The 20,491-nt window shown below is 64.8% G+C and carries 14 protein-coding genes; 10 read left to right on the plus strand and 4 right to left on the minus strand.

The annotated features are described in order from the left end of the window. Positions 1–19: 19 nt before the first annotated feature. Positions 20–259 carry a helix-turn-helix domain-containing protein gene (locus HMI57_RS01445; protein ID WP_171584113.1) on the minus strand — a complete coding sequence of 80 codons (240 nt, stop codon included), beginning with the start codon at positions 257–259 and terminating at the stop codon, positions 20–22. A gap of 220 nt (positions 260–479) precedes the next feature. On the opposite strand from HMI57_RS01445, the gene HMI57_RS01450 reads away from it, so the two are divergent. The 4 genes from HMI57_RS01450 to HMI57_RS01465 are packed head-to-tail and all read left to right on the plus strand — an operon-like array spanning position 480 to position 8,855. Then, a complete protein-coding gene (locus HMI57_RS01450) occupies positions 480–1,142 on the plus strand; it encodes a hypothetical protein (RefSeq protein WP_346655109.1) in 663 nt (220 codons plus the stop codon). Further along, a complete protein-coding gene (locus tag HMI57_RS01455) occupies positions 1,139–2,500 on the plus strand; it encodes a P-loop NTPase (RefSeq protein ID WP_171584115.1) in 1,362 nt (453 codons plus the stop codon). The genes HMI57_RS01450 and HMI57_RS01455 overlap by 4 nt, the downstream gene beginning before the upstream one ends. A 22-nt stretch (positions 2,501–2,522) precedes the next feature. Continuing rightward, entirely contained in the window at positions 2,523–7,367 is a 4,845-nt protein-coding gene (locus HMI57_RS01460; protein WP_171584116.1) for an NAD-glutamate dehydrogenase, read from the plus strand. A 12-nt stretch (positions 7,368–7,379) separates the two neighbouring features. Next, on the plus strand, positions 7,380–8,855 hold the full coding sequence (locus HMI57_RS01465; protein ID WP_171584117.1) for a PAS domain-containing sensor histidine kinase: 1,476 nt from the start codon (positions 7,380–7,382) through the stop codon (positions 8,853–8,855). Positions 8,856–8,940: 85 nt separating this feature from the next. Here HMI57_RS01465 and HMI57_RS01470 read toward each other — a convergent pair whose 3' ends face one another. After that, the gene (locus tag HMI57_RS01470; RefSeq protein WP_019483052.1) at positions 8,941–9,189 is read right to left on the minus strand and encodes a WhiB family transcriptional regulator; all 249 of its coding nucleotides are present in this window, start codon (positions 9,187–9,189) and stop codon (positions 8,941–8,943) included. A gap of 287 nt (positions 9,190–9,476) precedes the next feature. Beyond that, positions 9,477–10,340 carry a glucose-1-phosphate thymidylyltransferase RfbA gene (rfbA, locus tag HMI57_RS01475; protein ID WP_171584118.1) on the minus strand — a complete coding sequence of 288 codons (864 nt, stop codon included), beginning with the start codon at positions 10,338–10,340 and terminating at the stop codon, positions 9,477–9,479. 80 nt (positions 10,341–10,420) lie between these two features. On the opposite strand from rfbA, the gene rfbB reads away from it, so the two are divergent. From rfbB to HMI57_RS01490, 3 genes are read left to right on the plus strand one after another with little or no spacing between them, the layout of a single operon-like run. Continuing rightward, positions 10,421–11,419 carry a dTDP-glucose 4,6-dehydratase gene (gene rfbB / locus HMI57_RS01480; RefSeq protein ID WP_171584119.1) on the plus strand — a complete coding sequence of 333 codons (999 nt, stop codon included), beginning with the start codon at positions 10,421–10,423 and terminating at the stop codon, positions 11,417–11,419. Next, positions 11,416–12,810, plus strand: a complete 1,395-nt coding sequence (gene rfbD, locus HMI57_RS01485; protein WP_171584120.1) for a dTDP-4-dehydrorhamnose reductase — start codon at positions 11,416–11,418, stop codon at positions 12,808–12,810. Before rfbB ends, rfbD begins: the two co-directional genes overlap by 4 nt. Positions 12,811–12,847: 37 nt before the next feature. Further along, complete coding sequence (locus HMI57_RS01490; protein ID WP_216607036.1) at positions 12,848–13,273, plus strand: hypothetical protein; 426 nt, start codon at positions 12,848–12,850, stop codon at positions 13,271–13,273. 66 nt (positions 13,274–13,339) lie between these two features. Here the strand turns inward: HMI57_RS01490 and HMI57_RS01495 are convergent, their stop codons facing one another. Continuing rightward, the gene (locus tag HMI57_RS01495; RefSeq protein ID WP_171584121.1) at positions 13,340–17,281 is read right to left on the minus strand and encodes an FtsK/SpoIIIE domain-containing protein; all 3,942 of its coding nucleotides are present in this window, start codon (positions 17,279–17,281) and stop codon (positions 13,340–13,342) included. 188 nt (positions 17,282–17,469) lie between these two features. Here HMI57_RS01495 and HMI57_RS01500 point away from each other — a divergent pair, with 188 nt between their 5' ends. Genes HMI57_RS01500 through HMI57_RS01510 form a run of 3 tightly spaced genes read left to right on the plus strand, consistent with a single transcriptional unit; the run spans position 17,470 to position 20,490 of the window. Next, positions 17,470–18,759 carry a nucleotide sugar dehydrogenase gene (locus tag HMI57_RS01500; RefSeq protein ID WP_171584122.1) on the plus strand — a complete coding sequence of 430 codons (1,290 nt, stop codon included), beginning with the start codon at positions 17,470–17,472 and terminating at the stop codon, positions 18,757–18,759. A 37-nt stretch (positions 18,760–18,796) separates the two neighbouring features. Next, positions 18,797–19,393, plus strand: coding sequence for an acyltransferase (locus HMI57_RS01505; RefSeq protein ID WP_171584123.1), 597 nt, complete (start codon positions 18,797–18,799; stop codon positions 19,391–19,393). After that, complete coding sequence (locus HMI57_RS01510) at positions 19,390–20,490, plus strand: DegT/DnrJ/EryC1/StrS family aminotransferase (RefSeq protein ID WP_171584124.1); 1,101 nt, start codon at positions 19,390–19,392, stop codon at positions 20,488–20,490. The genes HMI57_RS01505 and HMI57_RS01510 overlap by 4 nt, the downstream gene beginning before the upstream one ends. Position 20,491: the final 1 nt, after the last annotated feature.

Consider the following 20,491-nt stretch of genomic DNA (forward strand, 5'->3'; position numbering starts at 1 on the left):
CTCTGCGGCCGTGGGTACGCTACCGCTGACTGCCGTCGCGCGCAGGTCCCGCAGAGCCGTCCCTGACCGCGGCCGCCGACCTTTCGTACGCCCGGGCAATGAACTCTTCTAGGACCTGGGATTCGACCCGCCATTGGCCTCTGCCGCCGATTTGGATGGCTGGCAGCTCGCCGGAGCGGACCAGAGCATAGGTTTGCGACGACGAGATGTTCAGCACCTCACCCACATCGGCGAGCGTCAGGAACCGCTTCTCAGCCACGATTGTCCGCCTTTCGTTCCGTCTGTCACGGAACCGTCACACCCATGAACCGTTCAAGTCCAATCTTGCCATCCTGGGCGAGTGTTTACGGGGATTATCCACAGTTTGGAATCAGTTGGCCCGGGAGGATTTATTTTGATGCAGCAGTGAACGAGAATTGCAGGGCAACGTCAAACTAGCCGCGGCTGGAGGATCAGGCGGCCGGAGACTGTAGGAGGCCGTGTTGAGCCTGGTGACAGCTATCCCGGATCGTGATGAATCCCCGGTCCGGCTCAGGAAACCGTCGTGGCGGGACCCGCGCCTCCTGGTCGGATTGCTTCTGGTCCTCGCCTCGGTTGCGGCGGTAACGGCATTGGTCGGAAACGCTGACCGCACCACCGATGTCTATGTTCTCCGAACTGAGATACCCGTTGGTGGGGCAGTCACCGGCGAGGATCTGTCGGTTGTCGCCGTCCGGCTAGGCGACCTCGAACCCGCCTACCTGCGAGTGGATGAGGGGATCCCGGAGGCAGCGGTCGCGATGAGCGTGTTGCGGGAAGGGGAGTTGGTGCCCCGTGCAGCCCTGGGTCGGGCCGATGCGCTGGACCGCAAACCGATCGGTCTTACCGTCGACGACCCGCTGCCTGCCGGCACAGTCACCGGGTCCCGGGTTGACGTCTGGGTTGCTTTCGAGGGCGAAGGTGGGACTGTAGAACCACCAACCCAACTGCTTGAGGCAGCCGAGATATCCGAGCTCACGGTGTCCGAGTCGGCGCTCGGCGGGGGCGGCGGTTCAACCCTGGTCCATGTCCTGGTCGCCGATGATGCACTCCCGGAGCTGCTGGATGCCCTCCTCAATGAGGCGCGGATCGCGCTGGTCCTCAACCCGGCCGGCGCTCCATGAGCATCCCGGTGGTGACCTGCGGGCTTACCGCCCGCGAGTGTGTCACCGGGTTGGAGAAGCTTCGAGGCCCTGTCACAGTGGTGCGCTGGTGCGCTGATCTTGCCGAGGTGATCGCGGTCTGCCAGACGGGCCTGGCGCGCGCCGTGATCCTGTCCACCGACGCCGGAGAGCTGACTGCATCATTGATCGAACGGTTCCGGAACGCCGAGGTGGCGGTGGTGGCCCTGGCCACTACCGAGAGCGACCAGCACCGTCTCGACTCGCTCGGGGTCGCCCACACGGAAGCCGACGTGGGCGCAGCCGCCCTCGCCGCGATAGTGGAAGCCGCAGTCAAGCTGGCAGCCGAGGCGCCGGGTCCCGGGATCGATAGCGTCTCCTATGCCGACCCCGCCGCCGCCCTGGGCCGGCCAGCGACCGGGCCGCCCCTGAGTGGCAGCGAGTCGGCGCAGACCGAGGTGGGGGAGGTGATGGCGGTCTGGGGACCCGCAGGATCCCCGGGGCGCACTACGGTTGCGGTGAACCTCGCCGCCGAGCTCGCTGCAGGTGGGCGGGCGGTACTGCTCATCGATGCGGATACCTACGGGGCTTCCGTCGCGGCGTCCCTGGGGTTGCTGGACGAATCGGCGGGTCTCGCCCAGGCCTGCCGCCTCGCCGATCAGGGATCGTTGGACCTGACGGGACTCAACCGGGCCATCACCCGCCTGGCAGTGAGGGGGTCCCACCTTGGCGTTCTGACCGGGATCACCCGCGCTGACCGCTGGACTGAGTTGCGGCCGGCGGCCTTGACGAAAGTGCTCGAACTGTCACGGTTGATCGCCGATGTGACAATAGTCGACTGCGGATTCTGTCTGGAAACCGATGAGGAACTGAGCTTCGACACGGTCGCGCCGCGCCGGAATGCTGCCACGCTGTGCTGCCTCGGGGCAGCGGACACCGTTATCGCGGTGGGAGCGGCGGACGCCGTCGGCCTGCCGAGGTTGATTCGTGCGCTGGCCGACCTCGAAGCAATGGTGCCTAACGCGACGCCGCGGGTGGTACTGAACAAGGTGCGTGCTGCGGCGGTCGGTCGTGGACCTGTTCGGCAACTCCGTGAGGCCTGGGACCGGTTCGGTCCCTCGCGACCCGTGGACGCGTTCCTGCCGGCGGACTTCTCCGCCGTCGATTCCGCGCTGCTGGGAGGGTCGGTACTGCTCGAATCAGCGCCCCGTTCACCCCTCCGAACCGCGATCGCCGAACTGGCCGGTGTACCGATTGAACAACTGCGGCGCAGCCGCGTTGGAGTAGGCCACAACGAAGTGAAGTTTTCCCGCAACGGCGTTAGGCTCTTGGGTAAGGGGCCGCAAAGGAGCGGCCTTTAATTTCGTTTATGGAGGCGTTTTCATGTCGTCTGGATCCAGCATCACGGACCAGTCAAGTTCTGACACTTCTACCGGAGAGTTCATTGATCACTATTATGAACATCTCGCCGAGGAGGACGCCAAGGCACACACAGCTGAAGCGCTCAAGGAGCGTGCCCTTCGGCACCGGGCACTGGCCGAGAACCGCAAGTCAGGTGAAGCTGCTGTAGACATTTTCGACCAGTCGGACGCCAGCATCGTCATGATCGTCACTGACGACATGCCCTTCCTGGTCGACTCGGTCACCGCTGAACTGGTCCGCCATCAGGTGGCGATCCGGCTCGTCATGCACCCCACATTCATCGCCACCCGCGACCGCCAGGACGCTACCCTGCACCGGCTGCAGCGGGTGCCATCCACGGCCGGTGTCTCGAGCGGCGACACCGCCGCCTTGCCAAATGTGTCCCACCTGATCGCCGATGGGGACGTCGCGGCGCACATCGAGTCGTGGATCGCTATCGAAGTAGGGCGCATCCTCGACGACGAACGACGCCAAAAAATCATCGCGGGCCTGTTGAGCGTCCTTGGCGATGTACGTGCCGCCGTCGAGGACTGGCCAGCCATGCGGAGCAAGGTCCGCGAGATCGCCGCTTCCCTTGACACAGTGCCGGGCGGGGAGGACATCCCGGACCTCGATCAGGCGAAGGAGTTGCTCACCTGGCTTGATGGTGGGAACTTCACCTTCCTGGGTTTCAAGGAATACGATCTGGTCACCGACGACGATGGCCAGGACGTGCTCCGGATCGCCGAGGGAGACGGGCTGGGGCTGTTGCGGCACCCAGTGGGTGGGCGCAGGGTCCAGCAATTGACCAGCGCAGGCAAGGCCAAGGCACGCGAGAAGCGGGCCCTGGTGATCACGAAGGCGAACTCGCGGTCCACTGTGCACCGCGCTGCCTACCTGGACTACATCGGCGTGAAACGCTTCGATGCGCAGGGCAATGTGAATGGCGAACGCCGCTTCATCGGCCTGTTCGCCACCAGCGCCTACACCGGTTCGGTGCGCGGGGTGCCCATCGTGCGCGACAAGGTGAACGCAGTCCTCCTGCAGTGCGGATTCCCGCGGGATTCGCACTCCGGCAAGGACCTGCTCTCCATTCTGGAAACTTACCCACGCGATGAGCTGTTCCAGATCGAGGTGCAGGACCTCATCAACACGGCGATGGGGATCCTGCGACTGCAGGAACGACGCCGGACGCGTCTGTTCCTGCGCCCCGACATCTATGGGCGTTTCATGTCCGCGCTCGTGTTCCTGCCCCGCGACCGTTACACCACCGGTGTGCGGCTGAGGATAGAACAGGAGCTGCGCCAGACGTTCAAGGCTGAGTCCATCGACTACGAGGCGAGGATCAGCGAGTCCGCCCTGGCGCGCCTGTTCTTCAGGATCAGGCTCCCCCGAGGTGTGGAAGTGGCCCAGGTCGAACCAGCCGAGCTGGAACAACGCCTGGTCGGAGCGGCCCGATCGTGGTCCGAGGGGATCGACGAAGTGGTGCGCGGCCGGTTTGACCGCCGGACCGCGGAAGAAGTCTCGGGGCTGTGGGCCGAAGCCTTTCCCGCGAGCTACCGCGTGGACTATGAGGTCGAAGACGCACTCAAGGACATCGAGCGGTTCGAACGCTGCGACGCGAACTCGCCCGCCGCACCGGTCATGCACGTCTACGTCCCCGAGGGCGCCGGAGAGAACCTGGAGGAGGACGCCCGACTGAAGCTCTACCTCACCGAGCCGAAGAGCCTGAGCCAGATCCTCCCGTTCCTGCACAACCTCGGGTTGGAAGTACTTGACGAACGGCCATTCGAGATCGAGCGCTCCGACGGCCGGGAATTCTTCCTCTACGACCTCGGCCTGAAGTACCCGGCCGGCATCGATCCGATGAGCACCGGGCGTCTGCTCGAGCAGTCGTTCGCCGCGGCTGTGGCCGGGTCCTCGGAATCCGATCCCTTCGACCGGTTGGTGTTGAAAGAGAACCTGCGCTGGCGTCAGGTAGTCATCCTGCGCAGTTATGCGAAATATATGCGGCAGATGGGCAACACCAATTCGTACGGTTTCGTCGCCGACACGCTGCTCGCCAACGCGGCAGTGGCGCGCGCCCTGGTGACACTCTTCGAGGCGAGGTTCGATCCCGACCTCAGCGACGAAGACCGGACCGTTACCACTGAGAGCGCCCGCGAAGCCGTCGAGTCGGGACTTGAGCAGGTGCCCACTCTCGACGCCGACAAGGTGCTGCGCACCTTCGGCAACCTGATCGACGCCACCCTGCGGACGAACTATTTCCAGGACAAACGCCATGTGAGCTTCAAATTCGACACCTCCGCCATCGATGGCGCGCCTTACCCGCGCCCCAAGTTTGAGATCTGGGTCTACTCGCCGCAGGTGGAAGGCGTCCACCTGCGCTTCGGCAAGGTTGCCCGCGGAGGGCTGCGCTGGTCGGACCGCCGGGAAGACTTCCGGACCGAGGTACTCGGACTCGTCAAAGCCCAGACCGTGAAAAATGCTGTGATCGTTCCGACCGGTGCGAAGGGCGGTTTCTTCGCGAAGCAACTCCCCAACCCAGCGGTCGACCGCGCGGCGTGGATGGAGGAAGGCAAGTCCAGCTACCGCACCTTTATCAGGGCGCTGCTGGATATTACCGACAATCTGGTGACTGGCGACGACGGCGAGACGGTGGTTCCGCCGCCCCGCGTGGTCCGGCACGACAGCGACGACAGCTACCTGGTGGTCGCGGCCGACAAGGGCACTGCCGCGTTCTCCGACATCGCCAACGAGCTGTCGGCTGAATACGGATTCTGGCTCGGCGACGCGTTCGCCTCCGGCGGTTCGGTGGGATACGACCACAAGGCGATGGGGATCACCGCCCGCGGCGCCTGGGAATCGGTGAAACGCCACTTCAGCGAGTTCGGTATCGACACCCAGGCCGAGGAGTTCACGGTGGTCGGCGTAGGCGACATGAGCGGCGACGTGTTCGGCAACGGCATGCTGCTCTCCGAGCACATCAAACTTGTTGCCGCATTCGATCACCGGCACATCTTCCTCGATCCGGCCCCTGACGCTGCGGTTTCCTTCGCCGAGCGGTCGAGGCTGTTCGACCTGCCGCGCTCCAGCTGGGAGGACTACGACGAATCACTGATCAGTGCCGGTGGCGGGATCTACCCGCGGCAGTCGAAGACCGTACCCATCTCGGATCAGGTGCGGTCGGTCCTGGGGCTGGACGAGGGAGTCACCACCCTGAGTCCGCCCGAGCTGCTGCGTGCCATCCTCTCCGCTCCGGTGGACCTGCTCTACAACGGCGGCATCGGTACCTATGTGAAGGCATCGAGCGAAACGCACGCCGCGGTGGGAGACAAGGCTAACGACGCCATCCGCGTGAACGGCAACCAGCTGCGTGCCCGTGTGGTGGGCGAGGGTGGAAATCTCGGGATGACTCAACGGGGCCGGATCGAGGCGGCGCTGCACGGAGTCATCCTGAACACTGACGCGATCGACAATTCGGCAGGTGTCGACTGCTCGGACCATGAGGTCAATATCAAGATCTTCGTGGACCGGTTGGTTAGAACCGGGGCCCTTCCAGCGGAGGAACGCGCCGAATTCCTGCACTCGATGACCGACGAGGTGGGACGGCTCGTCCTGAAGGACAACGTCGACCAGAACGTTCTGCTCCTCAACGACCGGCAGCGGGTAGTGGAATGGAGCCCGAGCTTCGAACGGTTGATGGACTGGCTCGAGTCGAACGCCGACCTGAACCGCGAGCTGGAGGCGTTGCCCACCACCGAGGAGCTCAGGGCACGGGTGGAATCGGGTCAGGGACTCACCTCGCCGGAGCTGTCGGTCCTTGCGGCCTACGTCAAGATCGAGTTGACCAAGGCGCTGACGAACAGTGATCTGACAGACGATCCCTGGTTCGGCAGGACCCTTCGCGAGTACTTCCCGAAGCAGCTGGCGGAGCGTTTCGGTAGCCAGCTGGATACCCATCCGCTGCGTCGGGAGATCATCTCGACGGTGATCGCCAACGACATGATCAACATGGGCGGGATCACCTTTGCCTTCCGGGTCATGGAGGAAACCTCGGTGTCTGGCCCGGTAATAGCGCGGGCTTTTGTCGCACTTCGGGAGATTTACGACCTTGACGCGCTGGTGAACGCGCTCGGAGAGCTTCCCCCGAGTTTCCCCACCGACAGGTGGTCAGCGGTCCACCTCGACATGCGTCGCCTGCTGGACCGGGCTGTTCGCTGGTTCGTGAACAATGTGGGCCAGGGAACCACTGTGGCCGAGGACATCGAGCTGTTCAAGCCTCTGATGGATCCGCTGCGGACCCATCTGGTGGATTACGTCCGGGGCAGTGACAAGCAACGGGTCGAAGAGTGGTTTGCCCGGGCCGAGGAGTGGGGCCTGCCCGACGACATCGCCCGCCACTGGGCCGAGCAGTTTGAATCCTTCGGTTTGCTGGACATCGCCCTGATCGCCCGGCAGATTGACGAACCGGTGGACCGAATCGCGCAGGTCTACTACGCCGTCTATGACAGGTTTGCGGTCGACAATCTGCTGGAGCGGATTACTACCCTCCCACGGATGGACCGGTGGCAGGCGCTCGCCAGGGCCGCCCTGCGGGACGACCTGTACTCGACCATTGCCGATATGACTGTCTCGGTCATGAAGGCCTCGTCGTCGCTGGAGCTCGCCGAGGCAGCGGAGCGTCTCGATGCCTGGGAGCAGCAGAACGCTGAAATGCTGGAGCGTGCGCGGCACATGTTCGTCGAGGTCAACCGGCTGGAGCGTGACGACATGGCTTCGCTGTCGGTGGCGCTGCGGTTGCTCCGGTCGATCGTGCGACGGTAGGCGGGAGCCAAAGTGGCAATCTTCACCGATCCGATCCGCGAGTACGCCCATTTTGGACCGGGTGATGCGGAATGGCTGCATCTGCTGGTGGGGGACTGGCAGATGGTTGCGGACCTTGCGTTCGCTGACCTTGCCCTCTGGTTTCCCCTGGAAGACGGTGGGTACGTAGCCCTTGCCCACGTGCGGCCGTCCACCTCCCACACCGTGTTCCACACCGATTTTGTCGGTGAGCGCATCAGGGCTGACCTTCTGCCGCTTGTCGACAAGGCATGGCAGAGCCAGCAGATGGAGCGTTCGGGGGACACCAATTGGACCACTGAGATGGCCATGCGGGTCGAGGCCGTGCCAATGGTGCGGAACGGGCGGACCCTCGCCGTCGTCACCTCGCATATGGACCTTTCCAGCTCCCGGATGCCCTCCCGGCTGGAGTTGACCTACCGGCAGTGCGCGCACGATCTGCTGCGGATGGGAACGCTCGGGCTGTGGCCCGATTTCGCTACTCCGACCGGTTCGCGTCGGGGCGCGCCCCGTGTCGGTGACGGTTTGATCCGGCTCGATGTTGAGGGTGTCATCCAGTATGCGAGCCCCAACGGAGTTTCGGCGTTCAGGAGGCTCGGCGATGTCGAGACGCTTGAAGGACGGTCCCTGGCGGAGGTTGCCACGTCCCTGCTCACCGACCGTCGGATGGTTGATGAGACGCTCCCTCTGGTGGTGACAGGCAGGATGCCGTGGCGGACAGAAATTGAATCCCGTGGGGTCAGCCTGTCGCTGCGTGCCATCCCGCTCCGGGACGAGAAGGACCGGTTCGGAGCGCTGGTGCTCTGCCGGGATGTTTCCGAGTTGCGCCGCAGGGAAATGGAGCTGGTATCCAAGGACGCCACCATCCGCGAAATCCACCACCGGGTAAAAAACAACCTCCAGACCGTCGCGGCGCTATTGCGGATGCAGTCGCGCCGGATGGTGAGTGATGAGGGTAAGCAGGGTCTTGAACAGGCCATGCGGCGGGTGGGCACGATTGCGTTGGTGCACGAGACGCTGTCCCAGGGACTTTCGCAAAGTGTCGACTTCGACGAGCTCATCGCCCGCCAGTTCCGTCTATCGGCCGAGGTTGCGTCTCCTGCCCACGTGGTGCGCACCGAGCGTGCCGGTTCCTTTGGTGAGCTGCCCAGTGACTTCGCCACACCGTTGGCGCTGGTAATCAACGAACTGGTGACCAACGCGGTGGAGCATGGACTGTCGGAGCGCACCGGCACCGTGTGGTTGCTCGCCAACCGGCGGAAGGGTGCCGACGGTGACGAGATCCTGAACGTGACGGTCGCGGACGACGGCATCGGGCTGCCGAACGGAGCCCACAAAGAGGGTCTGGGTCTGCAGATCGTCAGGACACTGGTGACGAGCGAGCTGGACGGCACCATCGAATGGTCGCCCCGGGAGGGCGGCGGCACCGCCGTGACCATTGAACTGGGACTGCACGACAACCGCTCATGACAACGGACCGCTACCCCTCGGGTAGCGGTCCGTTGTTTCCTGCAAGACTTTTGGTCCGCCAGGGACCAGGCGTCACTTACCTCTGCTAGGAGGCACGACGTGCGCGGGCTGCGCGGCGCTTGAGCGCACGACGCTCGTCCTCGCTCAATCCACCCCAGACCCCTGCATCCTGGCCCGATTCGATTGCCCACTGAAGGCAGGTGTCAACTACCTGGCAGCGGCGACAGACGCTCTTGGCTTCCTCAATTTGAAGAAGGGCAGGCCCGGTATTTCCGACCGGGAAAAACAGCTCCGGGTCCTTGTCCAGGCATGCAGCGCGACTACGCCAATCCATGTATGATCACTTTCTCCTTCGGCCGTTCGAGATTGTGAAAACATTCACGAACGGCCACATAGTAAAGGGGCCCGTACGGCCCCCGATTTCTTCTTCCTCAAGGCTGTCACGTTAAATTCGCCCAAACAAGAGGTAGCAAGCGCTTAATTGTGCAATGTGGTGAGTTATACATCACAGGGATTGTCAGTGAGGGCACGATTGGTGCCACGTGACTACTAATCGACTATGTCGGCTGATGGGTTTTCTGTCAAGAGCCGCCCCCTGACGGCTGGAAGCGTGGTGCAGCCTCAGGCCTCCAGAAGATTGAGAAGATACTGTCCGTACCCGCTCTTCAGGTATGGTGCTGCGCAATCCTTGAGCTGGTCATCAGTGAGGAAACCCTGCCGCCAGGCTGTCTCCTCTGGGCAACCGATGGACAGTCCCTGCCGCTTCTGCACGGTGCGGATGAAGTCGGACGCGTCGGTCAGGGAGTCGAAAGTGCCGGTATCCAGCCAAGCGGTCCCGCGGGGAAGGATCTCCACGTGCAACTTGCCCCGGGAGAGGTATTCCATGTTCACGTCGGTGATTTCCAGCTCGCCCCGGGGCGATGGACGCAGTGAGCCAGCGATGTCCAGCACCGAGTTGTCATAGAAGTAGAGGCCAGGAACCGCGTAGTTACTCTTGGGATGCTCAGGTTTTTCCTCCAGCGATACGGCCCGCTTCTCGTCATCGAACTCGATGACACCGTAGGCAGAAGGGTTCGCCACCCAGTACCCGAACACCGCTCCGCCGTCGATTCCGCTGAACCGCTGAAGCTGGGTGCCCATCCCTGGCCCGTAGAAGATGTTGTCCCCAAGTACCAGTGCCACCGACTCGGATCCCACGTGGTCAGCGCCGAGGATGAACGCCTGGGCGAGTCCCTCCGGTTGTGGCTGCTGCACGTAGGTCAGGGAGATACCAAACCGTGAGCCGTCCCCGAGCAGGTTTTTGAAGTGCTCGGCGTCGTGCGGAGTCGTCACCACGAGGATGTCCCTGATCCCGGCAAGGATCAGGGTGGACAGGGGGTAATAGATCATCGGCTTGTCATACACCGGCACCAGTTGCTTGCTGACCCCCAGGGTGATGGGGTGAAGCCGAGATCCCGTGCCGCCTGCCAGAATTATTCCCTTCATGATCGTTATGCTATCCGGAGCGGGTACCGGTAATCGGCGATGCCTAGGAATTCGGCGCGGCTTGCGGATACATTGTCGGTATGCGCAGATCATTGGTGACCGGGGGCGCCGGTTTTATTGGGTCTAATTTCGTCCGGCATTTACTCACTGTTACTGATGACTCGGTCACCGTGCTGGACAAGCTGACCTACGCGGGGAGCCAGTCCTCGCTGGATGGGCTGGATCCGGAACGGGTGTCGGTGGTCACCGGAGATGTTGCTGACCCGGACCTCGTCAACCGGCTGTTCAGCGAGCACGACCTGGTGGTCCACTTTGCAGCTGAAACTCATAACGACAATTCGCTTCGTGACCCCGGGCCTTTCCTGCACAGCAACATCGTCGGAACCTACACCCTGCTGGAAGCAGCCCGGAAGCACGGAATCCGCTTCCACCATGTATCAACGGATGAGGTGTACGGCGACCTGGAACTGGACGATCCAGCCCGGTTCACCGAGCGGACTCCCTACAACCCGTCAAGCCCGTATTCGTCGACGAAAGCTGCGTCTGACCTCCTGGTGCGCGCCTGGGTCAGGTCCTTCGGCGTGCAGGCGACCATCAGCAACTGTTCCAACAACTACGGCCCCTTCCAGCACGTCGAGAAGTTCATCCCCCGCCAGATCACCAATGTCCTGCAGGGCCGGCGTCCCCGACTTTATGGGGATGGCCTGAACGTGAGGGACTGGATCCACACCGAAGACCACTCGTCGGCGGTACTCGCTGTGATTGAACGCGGGACGATCGGGGAAACCTATCTGATTGGCGCCGACGGCGAGCGCAGCAACATCGAGGTGGTGCGGACGCTGCTCAGGCTCATGGGCGAGCCCGAAACCGCTTTCGATCTGGTGCCGGATCGGGTTGGGCATGACCGGCGGTACGCGATCGATTCCTCACGGCTGCGGACAGAGCTGGGCTGGACTCCACGATTCGTCGATTTCGAGGCTGGCCTCGCTGACACCATCGAGTGGTACAGGGGCCACAGCCGGTGGTGGGAACCCGGCAAGGAAGCAGTGGAAGCGCTCTACGGGGTCACCAGACAATGAACGGGTTGTCGCTGGCGCCGACCCCCATTCCGGGCCTGATGATCGTCTCGCTGCCCGTCCACGGCGATGGCCGCGGCTGGTTCAAGGAGAACTGGCAGCGGGAGAAAATGGTGGCCCTCGGATTGCCTGACTTTGGGCCCGTGCAGAACAATATCTCCTACAACGCGGCCGCGGGTACCACCAGAGGTATCCACGCCGAGCCATGGGACAAGTTCGTCACTGTCGCCACCGGACGGGTCTTTGGGGCGTGGGTGGACCTGCGGGAGGGACCAGGGTTCGGAACCGTCTTCACTACCGAGATCGACGAGACGGTGGCGGTCTTCGTCCCCCGCGGAGTGGGCAACTCGTTCCAGACGCTCGACCAGGACACGGTGTACAGCTACCTGGTGAACGATCATTGGAGCCCTGAAGCAGTCGGCCAGTACGTCCTGGTGAACCTGGCCGACGAGACACTGGATATCCAGTGGCCCATTCCGCTGGATCAGGCAGAGGTGTCGGCGAAGGACCGAGACCATCCGCGGCTGACTGAGGTGCGACCCGTCCCGCCCCGCACCACTCTCGTGCTGGGTGCCGACGGACAACTCGGCCGCGCGCTCCGTGAGGCATTGCCCGAGGCCGAGTTTGCCACCCGCCAGGACTTCGACCTCGCCGCCGACGCGTCCTACCACCGTGACTGGAGCGGCTATTCGGTCATCATCAACGCCGCGGCGTTTACTGATGTCGATGGAGCCGAGACCACCGAGGGGAGGCGCCGTGCCTGGGCCGTCAACGCCGTCGCACCCGCGAGACTCGCACAGATCGCTGCGACGCACCGGATAACCCTCGTCCAGGTGTCAACCGACTACGTCTTCGATGGGCTCGACGACCCGTATCTTGACGATGCTCCACCCAGCCCCCTCGGAGTGTACGGCCAGTCGAAGGCAGCCGGCGATCTGGCAGTGCGCACGGCGGCGCGCCAGCACTACATTGTGCGAACCAGCTGGGTCATTGGGGACGGCAGAAACTTCGTCAGGACGATGGCGGCCCTGGCCACCAGGGGAGTGTCACCAACCGTGGTCAACGACCAGATCGGGCGGCCCACCTTCGCCGGGGACCTGGCGGCGGCGATCCTTCACCTCATCGCCTCCTCGGCTGAGTTCGGTACCTACAACATGTCTAACGCGGGGGTGCCACTCAGCTGGGCGGATCTGGCCCGCGCCGTGTATCAGCGGGCAGGCGCCGACCCGAGCCAGGTGGTCGATGTCACGGCCAAGGAGTATTTCCTGAACCAGGATGCGGCGCCCCGCCCCGCGAACAGTGTCCTTGACCTGACTAAGCTGGAAGCCTCCGGGTTCCAACCGCGGGACTGGGTGGACGCCCTGGCCAGGTACCCGGTGCAGGCGACCGACTGAACGATAGGGATGACGTACATGCCGCAGGATTGCACCGATGGGTGAGACGGCAAGCCAGCAGGCTCCGGCGGCCCGTCCCGGCGGGGTCACCATTATTGCGGTGGTCCTCGTGCTGGAGGCGCTGGGCTTGCTCGCTGCCGCGGGGTGGTACCTCTATGGTCTCCTCACCAGTACTCCCACCTCGCTCGGCGGGGCCATCTTCACCATGGTCTTCCTGGTGGTGATGGCACTCTGGCTCCTGGTGGTGAGCTATCACCTGGCCCGGGGATACCGGTGGACCCGGTCTGCCGCTCTGGTCTTCCAGCTGTTCGTGATTGTCATCGCCGTCCCGACCCTCTCCGCCGGAATCATCCCGGTGGGTCTGGCCCTGCTGGTTCCGGCAGCGGCAGTGCTGCTCCTGTTGTTCACCAGGCCGGTACTTGCCTACATCTCGAGGACCGGCGACAACGCAAAGGTCCTCTAGGGCCCGAATCCCTCACCGTTTTCCCCGGGACTCCAGGGTCACATGGGCTCGTCCGGGCCGGCCCGGTCAGCCTACTCGCCCAGCCTGGCCCGGGACGGCGACCTGGACCTCCTGGACCTCACCGGCGTCGAACAGGAACCCGCGGCCGGGCCGCGGCCTGGCGTCGCAATCCAGGCGCACACCAAAGAAATCGCCGTCGGACGCCTGCCGGGGCCCAAGGATCATGCCGGTCCGGCCCGACCGGGCCTCGGCGGCGAGCGGGACCTTCGTGAGAATCGTTGCACCGTCAGTCACCGCCAGGATCAGGCGGTACCCCTGCGCGAACAGCTGACCGAGGTGACGTTGGGTGTCCTGGGGCAGGTGGTCTGCATCATCGACGAGGAGCAGCGATTCCGCCGGTGGACCGCCCGTGCCAGCCAGGAGCCGTGCCTGTCCTGCCCAGAAATCCACCGGGTCCGACCCGGGTGCCGGGCGCACACAGCTGGTCGACGATGCAGCGGCGAGCTGCTCGATCAGGGTCGAACGCCCTGAGCCTGGCGGTCCAACGATCAGGAAGACCAGGCGCCTCGTCAGCGTGAGGAAGACGACGTCGGCCTCGTCACCGCCCACGCCGATCGGTATCCGGTGACTGTCGCCCGGTGCCGCGGTGAACAGTGGATTGCTCCCCTGGATAAAGGTCGGCAGCGGCGCCACCCGGAACGGTACCGTGACCGGCGTCGCTGGGGGAGCGCCTTGGGCGCGTGAGGCTTCGCGCCGACCGAGGATCACCTGTGCTACGGCTCCCTCGGGGGTGGCGATGGGTCCCTGGGCCAGGCAGCGACCCGGGACCGGCTCGGTCGGTGGCAGCTTCGGCCACGAAAAGGTGGACTCCCGGGTTGCGCCCAGCGGAAAGTACAGCCGATTGGGCAGGAGGGGAAAGAAACGCCCCGTGACAACCTCGCGGTCACCGGAGATCACCAGGGTGGTACCGGCCAGCTGACCGTCCCGCGCGAGGTCCTGCAGCAGTTCCTCCGCCCATGGCCAGCGACTGGCTCTCAGCTCTCCCATCCAGCGGCCCCACCCCGACACGACCACTGTCAGTGCGGGGTCCAGACGCTGGTCCTGCCCCCGGCCCGATGCCGGTGCGGTGTCGCGCGACAGTCGCTCAGTGACCTCGTCGGCGAGCTTCCGGATGACGCGGGCAGCCCGGCGTGGTTCCTGGGCGCCCACATAGGCGCCTACCTGCGGGGCGGAGGCCACCCATCGAAGAGTTCCGTCGCCATCCAGGATGTACAGGTGACGGTCGGGGAGGGTCTCCACCAGGCCCGACACGACCTGGACGAGAGCGCCGGCGGTGCCCGCAACGGACTGGCCAATCAGGGCGAGGTGCGAATCGTTGCCGGGGAACCACAGCAGGGGCCGCTGGGTTTGCGCTTCGGGGAGGTCAAGAAGGCCCAACACCACCGCACCTTCGGGAGCCGGTGGCATCGTCAACGCGGTCAGGACAGGGGGAAGCCCTGGTAAGACCGGAGAGTGCAGGGGTCCATACCGGAAACCCCCGGCGGCAGTGGCTACTGCGGCGATCAGTCCCGCCGGTCCCCGAGTTTCCCTGGACCGCATCCCTGCCACCGGTGACGTTGGGCGCAGGAGGGACGTGGCCCACTCGATGACCCCCGGCTCCGATCCTTCGCTGTCGGGGCCCGTTGACGCGGCCTGGAACAGCCTGGCCGGGCCCGTCCCGAGCCGCAGCAGGGCGCGACCGGGGATGTTGACGGGGATGGCCGCCGCTGCCGCTGACCCGACGATGTCGTGTGATTCGAGGGGTGAGCTGACCCGGAGGGCGATGCTGGCACTCACATTGGCACGGATGTCCGGGCCGAGGGCACCCTGGGGCCGCTGCGTGGACATTACCAGGTGCACCCCGAGTGACCTGCCGACAGTGGCAAGGCGCACCAGCTCGCCGGCTGCGCCCGGTACATCCTCCAGCAGCATCCTAAACTCATCGATCACCACCACGAGCCGGGGTAGCGGCGGTCGGTGAGCAGGCCAGTCGGCGATGTCGGTGACCAGATGGGTGGCAAAGAGCTGTTCGCGTCGGCGAAGCTCCGCCAGCAATGACACCAGGGCGCGGGCCACCGACGCGGCCGAGAGATCGGTCAGCAGGCCGACCGCGTGGGGCAGGGTGGACAGGGGCCTCAGCCCGGCACCTCCCTTGAAATCGATCAGGAGAAAGTTGACCTCTGACGGGCTGTGGTTCAGGGCCACGGACAGAATCAGGGTCCGGAGCAACTCGGATTTCCCGGAACCGGTGGTGCCGGCGATCACCAGATGAGGCCCATCGGAAACCAGGTCAAACAACTGGACGCCCTCCGCGTTGCTGCCGATTGCCGCGGTCAGTCCTGGAAGCGGTCCCGCCCAGGCCTGGAGCAGCTGGTCGGGGGTGGAAGGTGCGATCCGGTCAAGGCTGATCCTGGGTGGCAGGACGGGTGGGTCACTACGCGACGGCTGTTCCTGCTCCCCGCAGACGGGCGACCTCCGGCCGCCGAGAGCGCGGGCCAGCCGTCCAAATGATTGGCCACTCACCAGATCCGGCTGGAAGTTGATGGTCCGAATACCCCTCAGCTCCGCCCCTCCACGGCCCAGAGTGACCGCTTCGCGCACCGTTCCGGCCCCGGGGGACAGCTCTCCCGGGGTGCACCCGAAGCGGAAGATCGCGGCCGCGCGCGGCACAGGGTCGGCCGCCGCTGAACCGAACAGCAGAACGGGCACCTGCTCCATGGTCTCCGGGAGTGCCGCAATGTCGGCTGGGCAGGCGAGGATCACACCGGGCAGGAACCGGGCATCTCCGGGCAGATCGGCGGGTGTTCCCACACAGACCGCAGTGCCCGGCCGGTTGCAGAGCTGCAGGAGCAACGATCGAGCCATTCCCAGTAGGTCCCGCCCCGAGCCGGCGAAGCAGACCTCCGGAGGCCCGATCGCCCGGGTGCCGATCGTGAGCTCGATCAGTACCGGAACATCGTTCAGGAGCGGGCAGGTCCAGACCGCGTCGGCAGGTTTCACCACGAGATGGGCCCCCTGGGTTGCCAACCCAAGACGCACATAGACGGGAGCCGATGATGGTTCGCCCGGGGCCGGTGGGTCGCCGGTTGCAGGTGAGTACGCTGCCGCTGCCAGCCTTCCGATCTCGTCAGAGGCGGCCAGCCGTCGTCGGCGGTCCTCCCGAGCAGCATTGGCCAGGGCGGCCAGGAACGCCCTGCGCGCTCGCCGACCGGTCACCAGCGGTATCAGCGCGGCGGTGGCGGAGAGCACGCTGAATCCGAGGAAGATCCACATTCCGGTGGCCAGGGCGAGCACGACGCCGAGCACGAGGGGCAGGAGGGCCGAACCGAGCAGCAGCACACTGGCGGGGCGGGGCGCCACCGCCTGCACCTCCAGCGGATCCGCGAGGCTGGGTATCCGAGGGGTGGGTGCCACCTGGTCGAGCAGCGCCAGACGGCAACAGCTGTTACCGAACCGAAGATCCGAGTCGACCGAGATTGTGGCTTCCTCGACCCGTGCACCGTCAACCCAGGTGCCGTTGGCAGAGGCAACATCGTAAAGGGTGACCTGGTTCTTCTCGACGGTGAGGCGGGCGTGGTGCCGCGATACCGCAGGATCTGCCAGCACCATGTCGCAGTTGTCGCGGCCAATCGTGTAGCTGCCGCGGCGCAGCCCGATCAGCTGGCCGGCGTCCGGCCCGGTGCTGGTCACCAGCACCAGGTTTGGCGGCAGCCCGCGCCGGGTTCGCGACGGCTGCCCACCACCTGCCACAATCACCGCGCCGTTCACCAGAGGGGCGACGCCGAGGGTCAGCAACTCCAGCGGCCGGCCAGCAACAGCGCAGGCGGCGCCAGTGTGCTGCTCAAGCAGCAGCGCCCGCAGGGCAAGGGCAGAGTCGACAATCGACGTATCAACCACCAGCTCCACGACCGTGCCCGGAGCCGGCCGAGCCACGCCCGGGGCGCCGACGAGCGAGAGGTGCAGCAGCATCGGGCCGCCTTGGGACGGGGACGGGTTGGTGCGAATGACGCTATCGGTCCTCAGGGCAGACGATCGTGGGCGCCACCGGCAATGTGGACAACCCCAGATCAGGTGTTTTTCCCTGAGTGCCTATAGGCTTGACTACTGGGTCCGGTCGGACATGTTCACTACCCGCCTCTAGAGAAGGTCATTGATTCGTGAAGATTGCTGTTATCGCGCTAGGAAAAATCGGGCTCCCGCTCGCCGTGCAGTTTGCGTCCAAAGGCCACGAGGTGGTGGGCGTGGACGTGAACGCACAGGTCGTCGAGCTGGTGAACCAGGCCACTGAGCCATTTCCCGGCGAAGCACATCTGCAGGAGATGCTTTCTGAGCTGGTTCCCGCTGGCCGGCTGCGTGCCACCACCGACTACGCTGACGCCGTCCCCGGGGCAGACGCCGTCGTGCTTGTGGTTCCCCTGTTCGTCGACAACGACGCGAAACCAGACTTCGGCTGGATGGACGCCGCAACAACCGAACTGGCCCGGCACCTGACTCCCGGCACCCTGGTGTCCTTCGAGACCACCCTCCCCGTGGGCACCACCCGGACCCGGTGGAAGCCTATGCTCGAGGAAGGCTCGGGCCTGGTCGAAGGCAAGGACTTCCACCTTGTGTTCTCGCCGGAACGGGTCCTGACCGGGCGCGTCTTCGAGGACCTCAAAAAGTATCCCAAACTCGTCGGCGGCTTGTCCGACGCCGGAGCGGCCGCCGCCATTGAGTTCTACGAAGCGGTGCTCGACTTCGATGACCGTCCCGACCTGGATCGTGGCAACGGCGTCTGGGACCTCGGCTCCGCTGAGGCATCGGAACTGGCCAAACTGGCCGAGACGACCTACCGGGACGTCAACATCGGCCTGGCCAACCAGTTCGCCCGCTTCGCTGCGACGGCCGGAATCGACATCTACCAGGTCATTGACGCATCCAACTCGCAGCCGTACAGCCACATTCACCAGCCCGGCATCGCCGTCGGCGGTCACTGCATTCCCGTGTACCCACGGCTGTACCTGTGGAACGACCCGGACGCCACGGTGGTCCGGGCTGCCCGGGAAGCCAACGCCGGGATGCCCGATTACACCATCGGCCTGCTTGAGGGCGCGTACGGCGACCTCACCGGAGCGAGGGTAGTGGTGCTCGGCGCTGCGTACCGGGGCGAGGTCAAGGAGACAGCGTTCTCGGGAGTCTTCGCAGCGGTGGACGCCTTGAAGTCGCGCGGGGCGACCGCGCTGGTCCACGATCCGATGTACACCGACGAGGAACTGCAGCGGCTCGGGTTCGATCCCTACCACCTCGGCGAGCCGGTTGACGCCGCTGTGGTGCAGGCAAACCACGCATCCTATGCCTCACTGAGCCCGGCGGACCTGCCGGGAGTCAAGGCGTTCATCGACGGGCGCCGGGTGAGCTCGGCTGAACACTGGGAAGGTGTTCTTTACCGGGTCATCGGCAAGGCCTGACATTACGGATGCCAATTCACTACGGAAGAGGGACTCGATGAGCTTCATCGCGGACGGCGCAGACGTGTCCGAACAGGCCACCCTGGGGGAGGGGACCAAGGTCTGGCACCTGGCGCAGGTACGGGAGCAAGCGGTCCTCGGCGCCAACTGCATCGTCGGCAGGGGAGCCTACATCGGCACGGGTGTGAAGATCGGTGCGAATTCCAAGATCCAGAACTACGCGCTGGTCTACGAGCCGGCGATGCTGGGGCGCGGGGTCTTCATCGGTCCCGCCGTGGTGCTCACCAATGACACCTACCCCCGGTCGGTGTCGCCCGACGGCGAACTCAAGAGCGCCCACGACTGGACGCCGGTGGGGGTCACCATCGGCGACGGCGCCTCCATCGGCGCCCGTGCGGTCTGCGTGGCACCCGTCAGCATCGGTGAGTGGGCAACCGTCGCCGCTGGCGCCGTGGTGACAAAGGATGTCCCCGCCTACGCACTGATGGTCGGGGTGCCGGCGAAGAGGATCGGCTGGGTCGGCAAGGCCGGCCACCCCCTCCGCGAGGAGGCCGGCGAATGGGTTTGCCCCGCCACCGGGGAGCGATATGTGGAATCGAATTCAACACTGAGACCAGTAGAGGTAGAGGCATGAGTAAAGGCTTTATTCCGGCAGCGAAGCCGATTGTTGGAGACGACGAGCGGGCAGCGGTTGATGCCGTCCTCCTCTCGGGGATGCTCGCCCAGGGTGCCGAGGTGGCGTCCTTTGAAAACGAGTTCTCGCAGGTGCTGCTGGACGGGCGCGCCGCGGTAGCCGTGAACTCCGGCACCTCCGGCCTGCACCTCGGTCTGCTGGCCGCCGGCGTCGGGCCCGGGGACGAGGTCATCGTGCCGTCCTTCACCTTCGCCGCGACAGCGAACTCTGTCGCGCTGACTGGCGCGACACCGGTCTTCGCCGACATCGAACTGGACCACTACTGCCTCGACATTGCCCACGTCGAGTCCCTGATCACCGAGCGCACCAAGGGCATCATGCCCGTGCACTTGTATGGACACCCGGCGAACATCGCTGCGTTCCGTACCCTTGCCGACAAGCACTCCATCGGTCTCTTCGAGGATGCTGCCCAGGCCCACGGTGCGGGGCTGGATGGCCGCAAGGTGGGTACCTTCGGTGACTTCGCAATGTTCTCCCTGTACCCCACCAAGAACATGACCTCGGGTGAGGGCGGAATGGTGTCCACCGGCGACGCGACCATCGAACGGAACCTTCGTCTGCTGCGCAACCAGGGGATGGAGAAGCAGTACGAGAACGAGCTGGTCGGGTTCAACGCCCGGATGACAAACCTTCACGCAGCGATCGGGCGTGTCCAGCTGACCAAGGTGATGGGTTGGACCGCCCAGCGGCAGGCCAACGCTGCCTTCCTCGACGCCAACCTCACCGGCGTTCGCACCCCCGTGGTCGCTTCCGGTGCCGAGCACGTCTACCACCAGTACACCGTGCGGGTTGACGGCGGTGCCGCTGAACGTGACCGTCTCGCGGCTTCCCTCAAGGAGGACTACCAGATTGGATCGGGCGTGTACTACCCGATCCCGAACCACCGCCTGCCGTCCTTCAAAAGGGAGGAAGACCTCCCCAACACCGAAATTGCGGCCCAGGAAGTGCTGTCCCTTCCAGTGCATCCTTCCCTGGACCAGGAAGATCTCGAGCGTATCGTCGCTGCGGTTAACGCACTCACGACGGCAGGAGCCTGAG

Source organism: Arthrobacter sp. 260 (assembly GCF_013116745.1).
Lineage (GTDB): Bacteria > Actinomycetota > Actinomycetes > Actinomycetales > Micrococcaceae > Arthrobacter_D.

What these genes read in the sequence shown, in the direction of transcription:
- HMI57_RS01455 (WP_171584115.1), top strand. Translation starts at nt 1,139, where the DNA reads ATGAGCATCCCGGTGGTGACCTGCGGGCTTACCGCCCGCGAGTGTGTC.
- HMI57_RS01460 (WP_171584116.1), top strand. Translation starts at nt 2,523, where the DNA reads ATGTCGTCTGGATCCAGCATCACGGACCAGTCAAGTTCTGACACTTCT.
- HMI57_RS01470 (WP_019483052.1), bottom strand. Translation starts at nt 9,189, where the DNA reads ATGGATTGGCGTAGTCGCGCTGCATGCCTGGACAAGGACCCGGAGCTG.
- rfbA (WP_171584118.1), bottom strand. Translation starts at nt 10,340, where the DNA reads ATGAAGGGAATAATTCTGGCAGGCGGCACGGGATCTCGGCTTCACCCC.
- rfbB (WP_171584119.1), top strand. Translation starts at nt 10,421, where the DNA reads ATGCGCAGATCATTGGTGACCGGGGGCGCCGGTTTTATTGGGTCTAAT.
- rfbD (WP_171584120.1), top strand. Translation starts at nt 11,416, where the DNA reads ATGAACGGGTTGTCGCTGGCGCCGACCCCCATTCCGGGCCTGATGATC.
- HMI57_RS01490 (WP_216607036.1), top strand. Translation starts at nt 12,848, where the DNA reads ATGGGTGAGACGGCAAGCCAGCAGGCTCCGGCGGCCCGTCCCGGCGGG.
- HMI57_RS01495 (WP_171584121.1), bottom strand. Translation starts at nt 17,281, where the DNA reads ATGCTGCTGCACCTCTCGCTCGTCGGCGCCCCGGGCGTGGCTCGGCCG.
- HMI57_RS01505 (WP_171584123.1), top strand. Translation starts at nt 18,797, where the DNA reads ATGAGCTTCATCGCGGACGGCGCAGACGTGTCCGAACAGGCCACCCTG.
- HMI57_RS01510 (WP_171584124.1), top strand. Translation starts at nt 19,390, where the DNA reads ATGAGTAAAGGCTTTATTCCGGCAGCGAAGCCGATTGTTGGAGACGAC.